Consider the following 15,974-nt stretch of genomic DNA (forward strand, 5'->3'; position numbering starts at 1 on the left):
CGCGCCATCATCGCCGGCGGCGTGGTCGGCATCGCGGCAATCTACAGCGATGGCCTGGTCAACCTGCAGGGCATGAGCCTGACGGCGGCGATGATCACCATGTCGGTATTCGGTGCCATCGTGATGTACATCATCAGCATGCTGAGCCTGTTCAAACTGCGCAAAACCGAGCCGAACCTGGAGCGCAGCTTCCGCGCGCCGGGCTACCCGATCGTCCCGGGGATCGCGCTGGTATTGGCGGTGGTGTGCCTGATCGCGATGGCCTGGTTCAACACCCTGATCGGCCTGATTTTCCTCGGTTTCATGGCGCTGGGCTTCATCTACTTCCAGTTGACCGGGCAACTACGTGCCGCCGCACCGGCCGATGCGATGCTGACCGGGCTTTAAGGGCTATTCAGGCGGATCGGGCTTACAATGGAACCACTGAGAAATCTTTTGACTCAAAGTGGTAAGGGCCAACGTTGCGGATGAAATGCTCATCCGCAAACGGCCCCTCAAGGAGAACCTTATGCCCTGGTATGCCTGGCTGATCATCGTCATCGCCATCGGCTCCATCGTCGGCAGTCTGATGATGTTGCGCGACACCGCGAACAAAGTGGAACTGACCGACGAACAGCGTCGGCGCATCCAGGAACGTAATGCCGAGATGGACGCCCAGGACGCGAAAGATCGCTGATCGTCCATTCCCGCCGGTTATTTCTCCCAGGCCGCCTTGGCGATATGCAAACCATGCTGGCCTTTGTAGGCCGCTCGCTCGGGCGAGCTCCAACCGTCGAGCAATGACGGCTCCAGCCGATAGACCTCAACCCCCAACGGACGACAGACACTGAGCGGGTCCTGCGCCTCGGGCCCCCACATCGGCAGCGAGAGGTCACCGCCCGGACAGGTCGACAGCGCACACAGCAGATCGATCTCGGCGAAGAACTCCAGGTAATCGCCCTGCTGTGCCGGGCAGGCCTTCATGAAATACATGTCATCGTGATTGAGCCCGGTGCACTGGAAGATATTCAACACGTCGTGGACATCGAACTCGGTCAAGCCATGGGGCAGGACGGCACGGGTCAGATTCGAGTGGCAGTGATGGTGGAAGTCCTCCCCGGTCAGCATCTTGTTCACATAGGGATCACAGCGCGTTCCCAGGAGATCGTGCAAACGCCCGCCATGCTCGTCGATCCCGTAGCCGGCCAGACTGTCGTCGGTGATGGTCACCAGCGGCCGCAGGAACGGCAGGTTCGACCAGAGCCGGTCATGGGTGCTGACATGGGCCCCTTGCAACTGACGGGTGCGAGCCGCCCAAAGGCGCTCGCGCGGGTCGTTGGCATTCCAGACGTTGAAGTCGCCGACCTGCGGGCCGACTGGCGTGGTCACCCGGAACACATGACCGGCCGGCACCTTCCAGGCGCGCCCGGTACGAATCGGCACCTCGAACTGTTCGATCAGCGTACGCCCTGCTTTTTCCTCGCGGATGCGCTCATAAAACGCAGTGTCCACCTGCAAGGCCGAGCCTTTGCTGACCTGATAGGCGGCGGGATAGTCTTTATACATGCTCAAGATCCTCGATCAGTGATGGGGAGAACGGCTTAAAAAGTCGAGCAGCATCTGCTCGGAATCGTCGAGGTAGAGGCTCATCGCCTCCCCGGCGGCGCGCTTGTCCCCCTCGACGAGCAGGTCGTGGATATAGCGGTCTCGCGCCAGCCAGGGCGCTTGAAAACGCTGCTCATCGGGGGCCGCGCAAAACACCAGGCGCAACTGCGCGACGATGTTGGTGAAGAACTCATCGAACAGCGGGCTGTGCATCAAGCCGACGATATGCTGGTGAAATGCCAGGCTGTGGGTGCCCAGGGCTCGCCAGTCCTCGCGCTCGCGGGCCAGCTCGGCGGCCTCGATGGCTTCGAGCATGCGGTCGGACTGATATTCGCGCAGGGGCTTGCTGAGGCTGATGGCCTGCTGCTCCAGGGTGCGACGGACCTGAAACAGATCGCGCACCTCATCGAGGCCCAGGCGGCGCACCATCACACCCTTGTTCCGGACGTAACGGGCCAGGCCTTCCTGGCCGAGCCGATGGAGCGCCTCGCGAATCGTGTTGCGCGAGGCGTTGTAGGTATTGACCAGGTCGCTCTCGACCAGCGGCATACCCGGCAGCAGGCGGCCGCCGATAATGTCGGCGCGCAACTCCAGGGTAATCTGGTCGGCCAGGGACAACTCTGCACTCATGATCATCGCCTTGGATTGTTCAACAATCGTAGATAAATGGGTAATCATTATTCATGCCAAGTCTTCGCTTCCCACTCCGATTAGTCATTCCTCCCCCGGAAAAAACATGACGAATCGTCTATAAGTCACGGTTATCATGGCTTAATGATTTGGAGAGCCCGCCATGCGGTATTCGCAAGACCACAAAGCCCAAACCCACGAACGCATCATCAAGGAGGCTGCCGCACGCTTCCGACGTGATGGTATTGGCGCTACCGGCCTGCAACCACTGATGAAGGCGCTGGGGCTGACCCATGGCGGCTTTTACGCGCATTTCAAATCCAAGGACGAGCTGGTGGAAAAGGCGCTGCAGGAAGCCGCGGCCGAGCTGGACGTGCATTGCGATACGCTGTTCAGCCAGGACAAACCGCTGCAAGCCTTTATCGACAGCTATCTGTCCGAGTGGCACCTGACCACCCCGGATCACGGCTGCCCACTCCCGACCATGTGCCTGGAACTGGGGCAACGAGGGGAACCGAGCTCGACGACGGATACAGTGATCGAGTCGCGACTCAAGCAGGTAGAAGACGCCCTGGGGTCAGGGCCGGATGCACAGAATCAGAGCATTGTCATGCTGGCGACGCTGGTGGGGGCGCTGGTGCTGTCCAGAAGCGCCGAGGACGAGGCGTTGGCGCAGAAGATATTGGCGGTGACAAAGGCGCACCTGAAGAATCAGGTGGAGTAAACCGCGGCCTTGCGCCTGGAGAAGAGACCGATCACGGGAAAGGCCTCCTCTGCCGACGGCCGTATTCAGTTGATATCAAGCTTGTCGCGATTCTTGTCGAGCAGCGACTTGCCGATGCCCTTGACTTCGAGCAACTCGTCCACTGAAGAGAAAGGGCCGTTCGCTTCACGATAGGCCACAATGGCCTGGGCTTTTGCCTCACCTATACCTGAGAGCTGGTGCTGGATGGCTTGAGCATCGGCGGTGTTGAGGTTGAGCTTGTCGGGCTTGGCGGCTGCCGCCGCCGAGCTTGAAGCGGGAGCCGCCGGGTCGGTCTTGGCGGTCGCGGCCGGCGCCGCATTGACCACACCCGTGATGCCCAGTAGCAGGGTGAACGCGAGGGACGAGAGAAAGCCTGTGTGCATAAGTGACACTCCATGACATCGTGAGAGGAAAGCAGCTTTTCCGAAGCTGCTTTCCAAACCTAGATGATGGGGCTCTCCTGTCAAAAATCACGTCATTACCAAGTGTGTAGCGATCAGGGGTCCATCCGCCGCTGCTGGTAAATCCAGTCGACAATCTCACCGTCGGGAGCGTAACCGCTTACGGTATCGCGCAACACTTGCCGTACGCGTACGTAATCATCGTTTTCAACGGCAGCCGTCAATTCATGCAGCCTGGACTTGAGCGCATCCCATGAAAGCATATCTTCGCGGGCACTCATGATCATCGGGTGCTGGGTCGCAGCGACGTTGTCACCGATCAGCAATTCTTCGTAAAGTTTTTCACCAGGCCGCAACCCGGTGAACTCGATCGCGATATCCCCATGAGGACTCTTGTCCGTGCGCACACTCAGGCCGGAAAGATGAATCATCTTTTCCGCCAGCTCGACGATCCTGACAGGCTCGCCCATGTCCAGAACAAAGACGTCGCCACCCTGCCCCATCGAACCGGCCTGAATGACCAATTGGGCGGCCTCTGGAATCGTCATGAAGTAACGCGTGATCTTCGGGTGAGTAACGGTCAGTGGTCCGCCTGCTTTTATTTGCTTGTGGAACAGCGGAATGACCGAGCCCGATGAACCAAGCACATTGCCAAAGCGAACCATGGTGAAGCGGGTCTTGTTTACCCGCGATACCTTGGCCTGATCGCCAAACAGCACAGGTGCAAGCTCACGACTGAGCGCCTGGAGCGTCATTTCGGCCAGGCGCTTGGTACTGCCCATCACGTTGGTTGGACGTACGGCCTTGTCGGTGGAAATCAGTACAAAGTTGGCAACACCCGCCTGCAAGGCAGCTTGTGCAGTATTCAAGGTACCGATCACATTGTTCAGTACGCCCTCGGCGATATTGTGCTCAACCATCGGCACGTGCTTGTAGGCCGCCGCATGGTAGACCGTCTCGACATGCCAGGTTTTCATGACCGACAGGAGTTTGTTCTGATTGCGCACGGAACCCAGGATCGGTAGCAAACGCAACGACAACGACTCTCGAGCAATACGCTGCTCAAGCTCGGAGAGGATACTGTAGAGATTGAACTCACTGTGCTCGTAAAGCAGAAGCATGGTAGGACGAAGCGCCAGAATCTGTCGGCAAAGCTCGGAACCGATTGAACCGCCGGCCCCGGTCACCAGCACCGAACGCCCGCTGATGCAGCGTTCAAGCAGCTCCTCCTGAGCGGGAACCGTATCGCGCCCAAGCAAATCCGCGATATCGACTTCCTGAATATCGTCGACCTTGACCCGCCCACTGGCCAGATCCATGAAGCCCGGCACACTTCGCACATGGAGCGGATAGCGTTCCAACAACGCCAGTATTTCACGGCGCCGGCCACGCGAAGACGACGGGATCGCCAGGAGTATCTCCTGCGCCCCCGTGGCATCGATCATCTGCTGGATATGCTTGGGCTTGTAGACCTGCAAGCCCGCGATATTGCGCTCGGCAATACCGCTGTCGTCATCGATAAAAGCCACAGGCCGCATGGCACGCCCCATGCGCAACGCGGCAACCAGTTGATTCCCCGCCGAGCCGGCGCCGTAAATCGCGACTTTGGGCAAACCATCATCACGATTGCTGAACGGCATATGCTGCGCGGTACCAAACCAGTCACCCAGGAAGTACTGACGCATCGCAAGCCGCAGACCGCCCACCATGACCAGACTCAGCCACCAATAGTTGAAAATGATCGAGCGCGGAACAACCACTTGGTGGTTGCTGTAGAGATAGACCACCACCCCCAGGATCAGCGACGAAAGGCTCACCGCCTTGGCAATGGTGATCAACGCATCATTGCCGAAATAACGCATCACCGCTCGATAAAGACCGAACCGAATGAAAAGTGGAATTGCGACAACCGGAGCGGCAATAAATAGCCAGCGGTGCTGGGTAAATGGATTGATCAGGTCGTCCACCCCCAAGCGCACGACAAACGCCATCCACAGTGCCAACCAAACCATGACGATATCGGTGAGCACCTGCAAAACGCGCTTCTTTCGACGTGGCAGACTTACCAAATAGGCTCGTATCTTATCCATAACCCCTCTATAGCTTACCTGCACAATGTCGTCGTCCTGGATCGACCATCAGCCAAACCTGTCCCAGGTCACGACAGATTAACCAACTCTCTCCAACTCACCCGCATGAAATCTGACCGCGATAAACACCAAAGGGACGTAAGCCAGCAGCATACCGGTGAAACCGTCCAGGACAGACAAGCCGACACACAAGCCGATGGGCAGCAACCAGACGACATTGATCCCGAGCACAGCCAGGGTCACGGGTAAATGACGCCCCACCTGACGCGAGGCAAATTGATAGGCGTGGCTACGGTGAGCTTCATACACCTTGTCTCCACGAAGCAGGCGCCGCCCCAGTGTAAAAGTCGCATCGACGATAAATACGCCCAGCAGAATCAACCATACCCACAGCAAATGGGGCGCCTGCCAAGCGGCTTGGAGCGAAAGCCCTCCCAGCATGACGCCCAGAAAACCGCTGCCCGCATCGCCCATGAAAATGCGAGCGGGTGGAAAGTTCCAATAAAGAAAGCCGGCAACGGCCATTGCCAGGCACAGCGGAGCCCAGAGCAAGCCCTCATACCCTCCCAGCTCATAGACAAGACAAGCACCGAGACATACAAAAATAGCCTCGATACTGGCAATCCCATCAATTCCGTCCATGAAATTATAGAGATTGAGCATCCACACCAAGTAAAAAGCCGCCAGGATATGACCCAGCCAGCCCAAATTGACCTCTGCTCCGAACAGATTGAAGGCTGGCGCGCCTCCCAGACAAAGCAGGATCCAAAAAGAGGCGAAAAAGTGCGCCAATAGGCGCCAACGAGCGGCTATATGTCCATGATCATCGAGAAATCCCACTATCGCGACAACAGCACCGGACGCAAAAAATGCCCCGAACACCGGCCCTGGCAGCAGGCCCGCCCAGGCTAGAACCGGCAAAGCGATCAAGAAACCGAGCACGATCGCTACACCACCACCACGCGGCGTAGCAACAGAATGAGAACTACGCCCATTGGGGACATCCATCAAACTGCGCGCCAATGCATATCGGCGTAACACACCGGTCAACAATAATGAGCAGACCAGTACGAACGCACACAGCAGCAAAATCATCATCTAGTTCAAAATTCCTGAAACATTGGCCACCCACAAGCCAAGGCAAAGAGCAAAGCCCGCGAACGCAGTCGGCTATTCTACGCAACATCGCAATAGCGCGTCAGGCTCTGTCTGCCAGCAGAAAGCATTGGAATGCTCGCGGCCGGTATCGAGTCATCCGCCGTCCGGTGATGAAGCCAGCCTGGTCATGAGCCGCTGGCGAGTCTCAAGGCAAGTCTGTATCGCTCAACTCAAAGGGGCGGGGCAGGAAATCGAATTGGCGTTGAGCCTCGGCATGATCAAACACCAGATCCTCAACCATTCGCGAAGCCATGGCGGTGGATAGATGTCGATAACGAGGCAGACAACGCACCACCGAAATGGCCAGGCGCAGAAAAACCACGGGAATACTGACAACACGCACCGGCAACCGTTGCGCCTCAAAGATACGTACCACCATCGCCCGATAAGAAAGCACTTCTCCCCCGGACAGGTTGTAGCCTCCCGCAACGACAGCGGGTGCGGTCAAGGCCCGCAAGCAGACCTGTACCACATCCTCGACATGTATCGGCTGACGCAACCCCATACCACCGCCAGCCAGCGGAAAAAAACCAAATCGACGAATGAAGCGGGCCACTTCAAAAATATTCTTGTCCCGCCCCAAGCCATAAATCATGGTGGGACGTAACACGATCCACTCGACCCCATGATCTCGAGCCCAATGCTCCAGCAACGACTCACTCGCCGCCAGGCGATCAGCCAGCTCACGTTCGGCAAGGTCCGGTGATTCGCACTTGGTATATCGACTGGTTGAGGAGAGCGCAACGATACGTGTGACCTTGCTTCGAGCAAGATGCCGCAGATACTCGGGAAGGACCCAGATCGGCGCCAGGGAAACAAGGGCGTCAAACTTCAGGTGTGGCCAATCATCAATGTGCCGCCACGGCACCAACGAGGAGGAAAGTCGGGAACGGTCACGCGTAAAGGGGGTCACCTCAAAACTGGACTGCTGCAACAACGGAATCAGCCGCTCCCCGAGAAAACTCGCCCCCCCCAAGATCGCGACACGCACGTTATGCGTCTTTTTTCTGTTTAAAAAAGGCGACCACGCTCATGACCAAATGGCGAACAACCACCAAACTGAAGCGTAGCCAGACGCCAGCCGCCACACCCACCCACAAAATCCCGGGATATTGGCGACGGAAAAATTTTTGATAAAAACGCAGCATTCCACGATGTTTGTGCCACTCCACAAAATAGGGGCGACTACGGCTACACGCGCCAAACTGATGGCTTACCTTGGCACTCGGCACATACAAGACATCCCAACCCGCCTGCCGAAAACGCATGCACCAATCCAGATCCTCGCAGTGGAGAAAATAGCCCTCATCCCACAGCCCTACATCCTTGATGGCCTCACGCCGAACAAGCATGCAGGCACCGGAAATGGCCTCCACCACCACAGGTTGGCGTGGCAACGGTTGCTCGTGCAGCAAGAAGTCGGAAAATGAAGCCGGCAGGAACTTCGAAAACCGAGAGAGCCCGAATGCCCGCAACAAAGCCCTCTTGGGCGTCGGGAAAACGCGCCGGCCACCGGGCTGCTCCGTACCATCAGGGTTGCAGAGGAAGCCCCCCACCATCCCCGAATGCGGATAACTCACCAAGGCCTGAATCATGCCATTCAACGCATCGGCAGCCAGCACACAATCCGGATTGAGAAATAACACATAAGGGGCCGATGTATGGTGGGTACCGATATTGCAAGCGGCAGAAAACCCGAGATTGGAGGCATTGCGCACAACGTGCAACTCTCCCCCCTGAACCGGCATCAAGGTGTCCAAGCTGCCATCCTTTGAGGCGTTGTCCACCACAATGACGCGGGAAGCGCCTGCCCGCCATGCGGACAAGACACTTTCAGAGAGAAATTCGCCTGCATTGTAGTTGACAATAACAACATCGCAATTATTGCCTAACGGTGCAGGCGACATTTCTGAAGAGCCCGACTCAAATGAAGCCAGCTCACGGCGGGTCAATAGAGAGTTCAAAACAGTTCAAATCCATATTCGACAGAGTAACAATTCCGATACCCACCTGTTACCTACTGCTAAAATCGTCGGCACGACGGTCAATGCGAATACTTCCCTGCAACCACAGTCCAATATATAGTAGCCACAGGCCTTGAAAATAGCTAATGGTCGATAGATAAAGTGCATCGCCACTGAAATGACGCCACCGGAATGGCACCACAAAAAAAATAAACATTTCAACATCGACCCATAAACGCATCCCCCATGAGTCGATGCTTGATCACGCGAGACACCAGCCTGATGCAGTCGTTCAACTCGTCCCCCCTCTCAATGCTGCGCAGCATTTTGAACAACAAGAGCCTGATCCGAGCGCTCATTTTCCGAGAGGTCACGGGTCGTTATAAAGGTTCAATATTCGGCCTTTTCTGGTCTTTCGCCACCCCGTTATTCATGTTATTAGTTTATACATTTTTCTTCAGTGTGGTCTTCAAGACCCGCTGGTCAGGAGGAAGCGACTCGAAGAGCGAGTTTGCACTGGTACTGTTTGCCGGCCTGCTACTCTTCAATCTGTTCTCCGAGTGTGTAAACCGTGCACCTGGCCTGATCTTGAGCAACCCCAATTACGTCAAGAAAATTGTCTTCCCCCTGGAAATCCTCCCGATCGTATCGCTCGGTGCCGCCTTATTTCACACCGCCATCAGCCTTCTGGCCTGGCTGCTTTTCTATGTCGTGCTGTTTGGCACGCCGCCTGTGACAGCCCTTTCACTACCGCTGATCATTTTCCCATTGAGCTTATTGATACTCGGGCTCAGTTGGTTCCTCGCAGCCCTGAGCATATACCTGCGTGATATTAGCCAGCTGATCGGCATCCTGACCACCGCGCTGTTGTTTATGTCACCTATTTTTTATCCTTTATCAGCACTCCCTGAAAATTATCATATCTTTCTCAAATCCAACCCCCTGACTTTTCCGGTGGAAATGGCCCGCAATGCTCTATTCTGGGGAACGTGGCCGCACTGGGAAGGCCTGGCAATCTATTATGTCGTCACATTCCTGGTGGCTTGGCTAGGTTTCGCCTGGTTTCAAAAAACACGAAAGGGTTTCGCTGATGTCATCTGAAATGGCGATCAGTGTTGAAAACCTATCAAAGCATTATCACCTCTATGAAAAACCCTTTCACCGTTTGCTTCAAATGTGTGCGGGTCGACGCAAACAGTATTTCAAAGCCATTCCGGTCCTGGATGATATTAGCCTTCAAATAAAGAAGGGTGAAACCGTCGGCATCATCGGTCGCAATGGCAGTGGCAAATCCACCTTGTTACAAATAATTTGCGGCACACTCAACCCCAGCAGCGGCAGTATCAAAACTCATGGCCGTATCGCTGCACTGCTGGAGTTAGGAGCTGGTTTCAATCCCGAATTCAGCGGACGTGAAAATATTTATCTCAACGGCATCATGCTGGGTTTGAGTGTTGAAGAGATCGACGAAAAATATGCCGCCATAGAAGCTTTCGCCGAAATTGGCGACTACATCGAACGACCGGTAAAAATGTATTCCAGTGGCATGTATGTCCGCCTGGCGTTTGCCATCCAGGCCAATATTGACCCCGAAATACTTGTCGTCGATGAGGCCCTTGCCGTTGGAGACGCCTTTTTCATTCACCGATGCATGGACCGCCTGCATCAGCTGCAGGAGCGCGGAACCTCCATCCTGCTGGTGACCCATGACAGCCTGCTGGTCAAGCGTTTTTGTAACCGCGCCATCTGGTTGGAGCAGGGTCGGATTCGCGCCATAGGCGCCTCCAGTCCGGTAGTGGATGAATATTTGACCTCACTGTTCCAGATTCAAAAGCCCGTGGAACCACCCTGCGCAGAACTGGCACACACGGCATCCGGTGTGGACATTGAAGAACACATCCCCAATCTAGGTCGACGCCTGGGGGACCAGAAATGCCAGGTCGTCGGTGCCCGGCTTTACGATAACCACAGAAATCCGATCGATAACGTCCAAGGAGGCTCGGATGTCATCCTCAGATTCACGGTGGCCAACGTAAGCCTCACACCCGAGAATCAGCTGGTCTTCGGCTACATCGTCCGGAACATTCGAGGCGAGGAAATCGCCTCGACCAATACCCGTCTGGAGCAGATGGTACCGATGTCTTTTACCTCAATGCGCGAACGGATGACGGTGGAAGCCCGTATCCACATTCCGCTGCTTTATCCAGGCGATTATGCCCTCAGTGTGGGAGCCTCCTATGCGCCAGACACCAGAGCGCCACTGATGGTTGCGGACCGTATAGTCAATGCCATCATCTTCAACGTAAGCTGCCATAAAGAAATCTGCACACCAACCTATTTCGATACCACCTTCAGCATCGACCGGGTACTGTCGCCGGCCCTCCCCGACTGGCCAGAAAACACACATAAAAAGAAGACTCCAGGCTGTCGATCCAATGAATAGGCGCTCAGATCGACCGTTTTGCCCACTGGGAAATGAAAGCATGGAACAGATTGATCGCCTTCTCGAACGTATCGACAGGCTGACTTGCGCGGTAGAGCGTAAATCAGGCGAAAACGCGCAATTGCTCAAGGGCATCGAAAGCCGCGACCAGGCCATTGACCAGCTCCGCGTCGAGAAAAAGCGGCTCGATGATTGCCTGTCAGAGTTGGCGCGGCTGGCTGGGCACATAGAGCACAGCCAGCAACAGGCGCAAGCGGCATCGCAGAAACTCAAGAAAACCGAGAGGCTGCTCCAGGAGCAAAAAGCTCAAGCCCAGGCGCTGTCGGAGCAAGTCGCCAACCTGCATCACCAACTCGCGTCAAAGCAAACCGAATTACTAAGTCTCTCAGACTGGGCAATCACCATGGACCGTGCGCCGCTACGCCATCTGGTATACAAGCTTCTGTTTAATTCAGCTCGTTTTGTCTACATCCATCTACCACTTGCACACAGCAAGAAGAGTAAATTGGCCCATAGGGTCCGCCGCTGGCTGAAAGGCAACGCCGGGGCAATGACTCAAAACCGACCGTTTTCAACGCTGATGGCGACACCCGCGAACAGCCCTGAAGCGGCGTTTTGTGAACCGCAGGCCACCGTCCTAATTTTTGGGGTCATTGACTGGCATTTTCGTATCCAGCGTCCACAGAACCTGGCCAAAGAGCTGGCACGAACCGGCCAGGTGACGTTCTACATTTCCAATCAATTCATTGATAACGACAGCCCCGGTTTCGAAGTTGAACCCCTTGAAGGCGTGAGTGGACTGTTCCAGATCAAATTGAATGTATTGGGCGCGCCGGCCATCTACCACGCTCCGCCCACCCGCACCGCGATAAAACAACTACGCCTGAGTCTGGCAGAGTTGATGCAGTGGGCAAACGTCGGGAGGGCGCACTGCATTGTCCAACACGCCTATTGGTTTCCGCTCGCAAGATGCGTTCCGAACTCCACCCTGATCTATGACTGCATGGACCATCACGAGGGGTTTGGCAATGTCGCCCAGGAACTACTGAACCTGGAAAAAACCTTGATGCGCCGGGCAGACCTGCTGGTTGCCACATCGACCTGGATCGAACAGCACGGCAAACGCGAAAACCAGAACGTCAGCGTGATACGCAATGCCGCGGAGTACAGCGCTTTCTGTCAACCGCCAGAGCGGATTTATCGGGATCCGCAAAACAGAAATATCATTGGCTACTACGGAGCGATCGCGGAGTGGTTCGACCTTCAACTGGTCAAACAGCTCGCCCAAGCCTTTCCCCAACACCTGTTACTGCTCATAGGCAGCGATACGGTCAATGCAAAAAAATACTTCAAGGACTGCCCGAACATTATCATGCAGGGCGAAGTTCCCTATGCATCCCTGCCGTATTATCTTCATGCGATGGATGTGTGCCTGCTGCCGTTCAAGATCATTCCCCTGACACTGGCGACCAACCCGGTGAAAGTGTATGAGTACCTGAGCGCCGGCAAGCCCGTGGTATCGGTCAAGCTACCGGAACTGGATCAGTTCGGTAACCTGGTCAACACCGCTGAAAACCCGACGGCGTTTATTGCCGCCGTTCGAAGCGTCTTGGAACAGCTCCCCGAAACCTCCTTGGCGCGCTTGGCTCGCCAGCAGTTTGCGCAAGCCCAGACCTGGGAACATCGAGCCATCGCCCTGCGTCAGGCGATCGACAGTTTACCTGCGCCAAAAGTCAGCGTCGTGGTACTGACCTATAACAACCTGGAGTTGACCAAGGCCTGCCTCAACAGCCTGGTAAACGAAAGCGACTACGCAAACCTCGAAATCATTGTCGTCGACAACAACTCCACTGATGACACACCGGCCTTTCTGAGCGAATGGGCCGAGGCCGGTCCCGACCGCATTACCATTCTCAACCAAGATAACAAAGGCTTCGCCGCCGGCAACAACCAGGGGTTGGCAGCCGCCAATGGAGACTATCTGGTCATACTGAACAATGACACGATTGTAACGGCAGGCTGGATCAAGGGCCTGATGCGCCATCTGATCGATAATGAGGATATTGGTATTATCGGCCCCGTCACCAACAATATTGGCAATGAGGCGCGCATTACCACACGCTATACCCACCTGGCGGCCATGCACGCCGAGTCCAAGAGCATTACCCGCAAACACATGGGGCAGTGGTTCGAAATCAATACGCTGGCCTTTTTCTGCGTGATGATACCGCGCTCACACTATGAGCAAATCGGCGGTTTATGTGAAGATTATGGATTAGGCTTTTTCGAGGACGATGACTATTGTCGTCGTATTCAACAACAGGGGCTACGCGCCGTCTGCGCCGAAGATGTCTTTGTCCATCATCACCTGTCAGCATCTTTCAACAAACTCGGTGCAGAAACAAAACAGGCACTGTTTGAAAAGAACAAGGCAATTTATGAAGGCAAGTGGGGAGCCTGGATCCCCCATCGATATCGTGATGCATGAAAATATGCATCCGCCAGCCCTTCTGAATCTGCTGCCTACAAGAGAGACCTCATGTTGTTTAGACCCCCCATCCAACGCCTGCTAATAACGGCTGTCGTATTAGCCACCATCGCAGTCAGCTGGCACGGCCTCTCAACCCTCAGCTACCCGGCAGTGGACAACAGCATACGTTTCGTATTGTTGTTTGCCTTGAGCACAGCAGTGCTTTCGGCGTTACGCAAGGTGTCGCCGCTAATAATGGGTGCTGGCTTGATCGTGGCCATCACCCTGGCTTGCGGCCAAGCGTGGCCCATGCTCGTGGTTCTTCTGTTCGGCCTGTCTTCAAGCGTCTTGGGCCATAAGATTCTGGGGCGCTGGAAAAACAGCGAATGGTCGGTGCGGCTACTGCTCGGTGGCGGGATACTAGGCACCCTCACGGGGCTGGCGGCGCACTTCCCCATCAACTACCCCGGGTCATATACAGCGTTATTATTACTGCCCTTTCTAGTAAACAGCCAACACGCAAAAGAGCTTATCCGCCAGTTTTACAATGAAGCCGTAAACTATCGCCCAGCCTCGATATCTTGCAACGCTCTGGATATCGCTGCCTGTAGCCTGGCGGGCCTGTATGTCACTATTGCCTTCATGCCGGAAATTGGCTATGACGCACTGACCATGCACCTGTTTATTCCCGCTCATCTGGCACAGCAACACCAGTGGGGCTTCAATGCAGAACTTTATGTATGGGCCCTATGGCCCATGCTCGGTGATTGGATATATAGCCTTGTGTACATGCTCGCCGGCGAAACGGCAGCACGCCTGATCAACACGAGTTTTATACTGCTCGTGGCCTGCCAAATTCGTGAATTCGTAATATGGGCAGGAGGCAGTGCTAATCAATCTCGATGGGCCGCACTTATTTTTTTATCGACACCCATCGTATTTGCCGAGAATAGCAGTTTATTTATTGAGTCGGTCTGGACAGCGTTCACCATGGCGGGGACGCTATCGCTATTGAAAGTCTCTAGCAGTACACCTGACGAGCAAGACAGGTATATCCATCTGATGCTGGCCGGCGCACTGCTGGGCTTTGCCCTTGCCGCAAAAGCCGTGACGTTCAGCGTACTGCCCATTCTCATGTTGGTACTTTTATTACAATCCAAAGCCTGGATGAAGTCGGGTTTGCGCCCCTATCTGCTCTTGGGGCTTTTCTGCTTTCTACTGGTAGGCGTCATACCTTACGCCTACTCCTGGTACTCAACTGGCAACCCGGTCTTTCCTTTTTTTAATACGCTATTCCACTCCCCTCTGTGGCCCAGCACCGACTTTCAGGCACCGACAGCTTTTGAAAAAGGGGTCTCATGGGACACGCTCTACAGCATGACATTCTCGTCCAACCGCTACATCGAAGGGAAAGTCGGGGCAGCAGGATTTCAGTGGCTACTCATACCTGCCGCGATCATGATTTTGCTGTGCCGAAATCATAAAAAGGCACTCGGTATTTTACTGATAGCCATCGGTGCACTGGTCATGACCTACCATTCCACCGCTTATTTACGCTATGTGCTGCCCTCTTTTGCCATGATCAGCGCAGCACTGGCACTGTCTTTCTCGGGCGCATCGTGGCGGGCAAAAGCCTCGAGCGCTACGGTTGGAGGCATGCTACTAATCCTCAACCTCTGGTTTATCCAATCATCCACTTATTACGGGCAGCTACTCCTCTCCCCCCTATTCAGCACAGAGGGGCGAGATATCTATTTAACAAATATCCGCCCCACCCGAAAAATTATTGAAATGGTGAATATACTCAACGGCGCACGGCAGCCAGTTGCCCTCTTTGCCAATCCCTACAGCGCCGGTTTGAAAGGTGATGCTCTTTACCCGTCATGGTATAACTTGAAGTGGAGCACTGAATATAATGCGACCACCACCGAAAGCGCATTGGCTGACGCTTTTCTGAAAAGAAATGTCGAGTGGTTGATTATAGAACCTTCGATGCTTAAAGCCGAAAAACTACAGGCGCTGCTTAATATTTCAATCCCCATAGCAAAAGTTGGAGACGTGGAACTGAGAAGACTCAATGATGCGTATCGATACACTCAGGAAACGTTGAAAAACAGTGACCTTTCAAACCTGGAAGGATGGAATCTAAGCGCCCCCTCGAACTATGACCCTATCAACAAAATTTTTAATGTTGATGTAAAAAGCCCGGCCACTCAAGCCGTCAGCATAGAGGCCGGACGAAGCTATAAAGCGATCATTTCCGCTCGCTGCTCGACACAATCTACAAAAGGGCGAATTCAAGTCAACTGGATTAACGCTCAAGGCATTTTTATCACAACAAACATAGAGACCTATGAGTGCAGCAACGATTGGGTCACTCACGAAATGATCGTGACCGCACCAAAAGATGCAACAACGGCAATCATTTACGCTTCCGGCCACACGGAAACGCCGCTGGCGTTCAAGTCCGTCTCATTTAGAAAGTAGAC

At 54.9% G+C, this 15,974-nt stretch carries 13 protein-coding genes and 1 pseudogene; 7 read left to right on the plus strand and 7 right to left on the minus strand.

All coding sequences use genetic code 11. The features are described 5' to 3' along the window. Positions 1-387 (plus strand): annotated as a pseudogene (locus AC07VG_RS06170) (ethanolamine permease); the annotation flags it as partial. 121 nt (positions 388-508) lie between these two features. Further along, positions 509-676, plus strand: a complete 168-nt coding sequence (locus tag AC07VG_RS06175) for a DUF2897 family protein (protein ID WP_494999865.1) — start codon at positions 509-511, stop codon at positions 674-676. Between the two features lie 17 nt (positions 677-693). Here AC07VG_RS06175 and AC07VG_RS06180 read toward each other — a convergent pair whose 3' ends face one another. Next, positions 694-1,545, minus strand: coding sequence for an urea carboxylase-associated family protein (locus AC07VG_RS06180; protein WP_495020658.1), 852 nt, complete (start codon positions 1,543-1,545; stop codon positions 694-696). A gap of 15 nt (positions 1,546-1,560) precedes the next feature. Then, positions 1,561-2,214: a GntR family transcriptional regulator gene (locus tag AC07VG_RS06185; RefSeq protein ID WP_495020659.1), complete on the minus strand. Its 654-nt coding sequence runs from the start codon at positions 2,212-2,214 to the stop codon at positions 1,561-1,563. A gap of 163 nt (positions 2,215-2,377) precedes the next feature. On the opposite strand from AC07VG_RS06185, the gene AC07VG_RS06190 reads away from it, so the two are divergent. Continuing rightward, a complete protein-coding gene (locus AC07VG_RS06190) occupies positions 2,378-2,938 on the plus strand; it encodes a TetR/AcrR family transcriptional regulator (RefSeq protein WP_495020660.1) in 561 nt (186 codons plus the stop codon). A 65-nt stretch (positions 2,939-3,003) separates the two neighbouring features. Here AC07VG_RS06190 and AC07VG_RS06195 read toward each other — a convergent pair whose 3' ends face one another. The 5 genes from AC07VG_RS06195 to AC07VG_RS06215 form a co-directional block, all read right to left on the minus strand. Continuing rightward, on the minus strand, positions 3,004-3,342 hold the full coding sequence (locus AC07VG_RS06195; RefSeq protein WP_494999861.1) for a ComEA family DNA-binding protein: 339 nt from the start codon (positions 3,340-3,342) through the stop codon (positions 3,004-3,006). A gap of 113 nt (positions 3,343-3,455) precedes the next feature. Beyond that, complete coding sequence (locus AC07VG_RS06200) at positions 3,456-5,450, minus strand: polysaccharide biosynthesis protein (protein ID WP_495020661.1); 1,995 nt, start codon at positions 5,448-5,450, stop codon at positions 3,456-3,458. 78 nt (positions 5,451-5,528) lie between these two features. Beyond that, entirely contained in the window at positions 5,529-6,548 is a 1,020-nt protein-coding gene (locus tag AC07VG_RS06205; RefSeq protein ID WP_495020662.1) for an MraY family glycosyltransferase, read from the minus strand. A 205-nt stretch (positions 6,549-6,753) separates the two neighbouring features. Then, positions 6,754-7,599 (minus strand): NAD-dependent epimerase/dehydratase family protein, encoded by an 846-nt coding sequence (locus AC07VG_RS06210; protein ID WP_495020663.1) that lies wholly within the window; start codon positions 7,597-7,599, stop codon positions 6,754-6,756. Position 7,600: 1 nt separating this feature from the next. After that, entirely contained in the window at positions 7,601-8,572 is a 972-nt protein-coding gene (locus AC07VG_RS06215) for a glycosyltransferase family 2 protein (RefSeq protein ID WP_495020664.1), read from the minus strand. 282 nt (positions 8,573-8,854) lie between these two features. Between AC07VG_RS06215 and AC07VG_RS06220 the strand changes: the two genes are divergently transcribed. From AC07VG_RS06220 to AC07VG_RS06235, 4 genes are read left to right on the plus strand one after another with little or no spacing between them, the layout of a single operon-like run. Continuing rightward, positions 8,855-9,673 (plus strand): ABC transporter permease, encoded by an 819-nt coding sequence (locus tag AC07VG_RS06220; protein WP_495020898.1) that lies wholly within the window; start codon positions 8,855-8,857, stop codon positions 9,671-9,673. Then, entirely contained in the window at positions 9,663-11,015 is a 1,353-nt protein-coding gene (locus AC07VG_RS06225) for an ABC transporter ATP-binding protein (RefSeq protein WP_495020665.1), read from the plus strand. Before AC07VG_RS06220 ends, AC07VG_RS06225 begins: the two co-directional genes overlap by 11 nt. A gap of 40 nt (positions 11,016-11,055) precedes the next feature. Further along, the gene (locus tag AC07VG_RS06230) at positions 11,056-13,503 is read left to right on the plus strand and encodes a glycosyltransferase (protein WP_495020666.1); all 2,448 of its coding nucleotides are present in this window, start codon (positions 11,056-11,058) and stop codon (positions 13,501-13,503) included. A gap of 51 nt (positions 13,504-13,554) precedes the next feature. After that, positions 13,555-15,972, plus strand: a complete 2,418-nt coding sequence (locus AC07VG_RS06235; RefSeq protein ID WP_495020667.1) for a phospholipid carrier-dependent glycosyltransferase — start codon at positions 13,555-13,557, stop codon at positions 15,970-15,972. Positions 15,973-15,974 lie beyond the last annotated feature (2 nt).

It is taken from the genome of Pseudomonas sp. GW821-FHT03C07, assembly GCF_059420925.1.

Bases quoted from the DNA above. Each gene is read 5' to 3' on its own strand.
- AC07VG_RS06235 (WP_495020667.1), top strand. From the start codon at position 13,555: ATGTTGTTTAGACCCCCCATCCAACGCCTGCTAATAACGGCTGTCGTA.
- AC07VG_RS06225 (WP_495020665.1), top strand. From the start codon at position 9,663: ATGTCATCTGAAATGGCGATCAGTGTTGAAAACCTATCAAAGCATTAT.
- AC07VG_RS06220 (WP_495020898.1), top strand. From the start codon at position 8,855: ATGCAGTCGTTCAACTCGTCCCCCCTCTCAATGCTGCGCAGCATTTTG.
- AC07VG_RS06185 (WP_495020659.1), bottom strand. From the start codon at position 2,214: ATGAGTGCAGAGTTGTCCCTGGCCGACCAGATTACCCTGGAGTTGCGC.
- AC07VG_RS06205 (WP_495020662.1), bottom strand. From the start codon at position 6,548: ATGATGATTTTGCTGCTGTGTGCGTTCGTACTGGTCTGCTCATTATTG.
- AC07VG_RS06195 (WP_494999861.1), bottom strand. From the start codon at position 3,342: ATGCACACAGGCTTTCTCTCGTCCCTCGCGTTCACCCTGCTACTGGGC.
- AC07VG_RS06180 (WP_495020658.1), bottom strand. From the start codon at position 1,545: ATGTATAAAGACTATCCCGCCGCCTATCAGGTCAGCAAAGGCTCGGCC.
- AC07VG_RS06190 (WP_495020660.1), top strand. From the start codon at position 2,378: ATGCGGTATTCGCAAGACCACAAAGCCCAAACCCACGAACGCATCATC.
- AC07VG_RS06200 (WP_495020661.1), bottom strand. From the start codon at position 5,450: ATGGATAAGATACGAGCCTATTTGGTAAGTCTGCCACGTCGAAAGAAG.
- AC07VG_RS06175 (WP_494999865.1), top strand. From the start codon at position 509: ATGCCCTGGTATGCCTGGCTGATCATCGTCATCGCCATCGGCTCCATC.
- AC07VG_RS06230 (WP_495020666.1), top strand. From the start codon at position 11,056: ATGGAACAGATTGATCGCCTTCTCGAACGTATCGACAGGCTGACTTGC.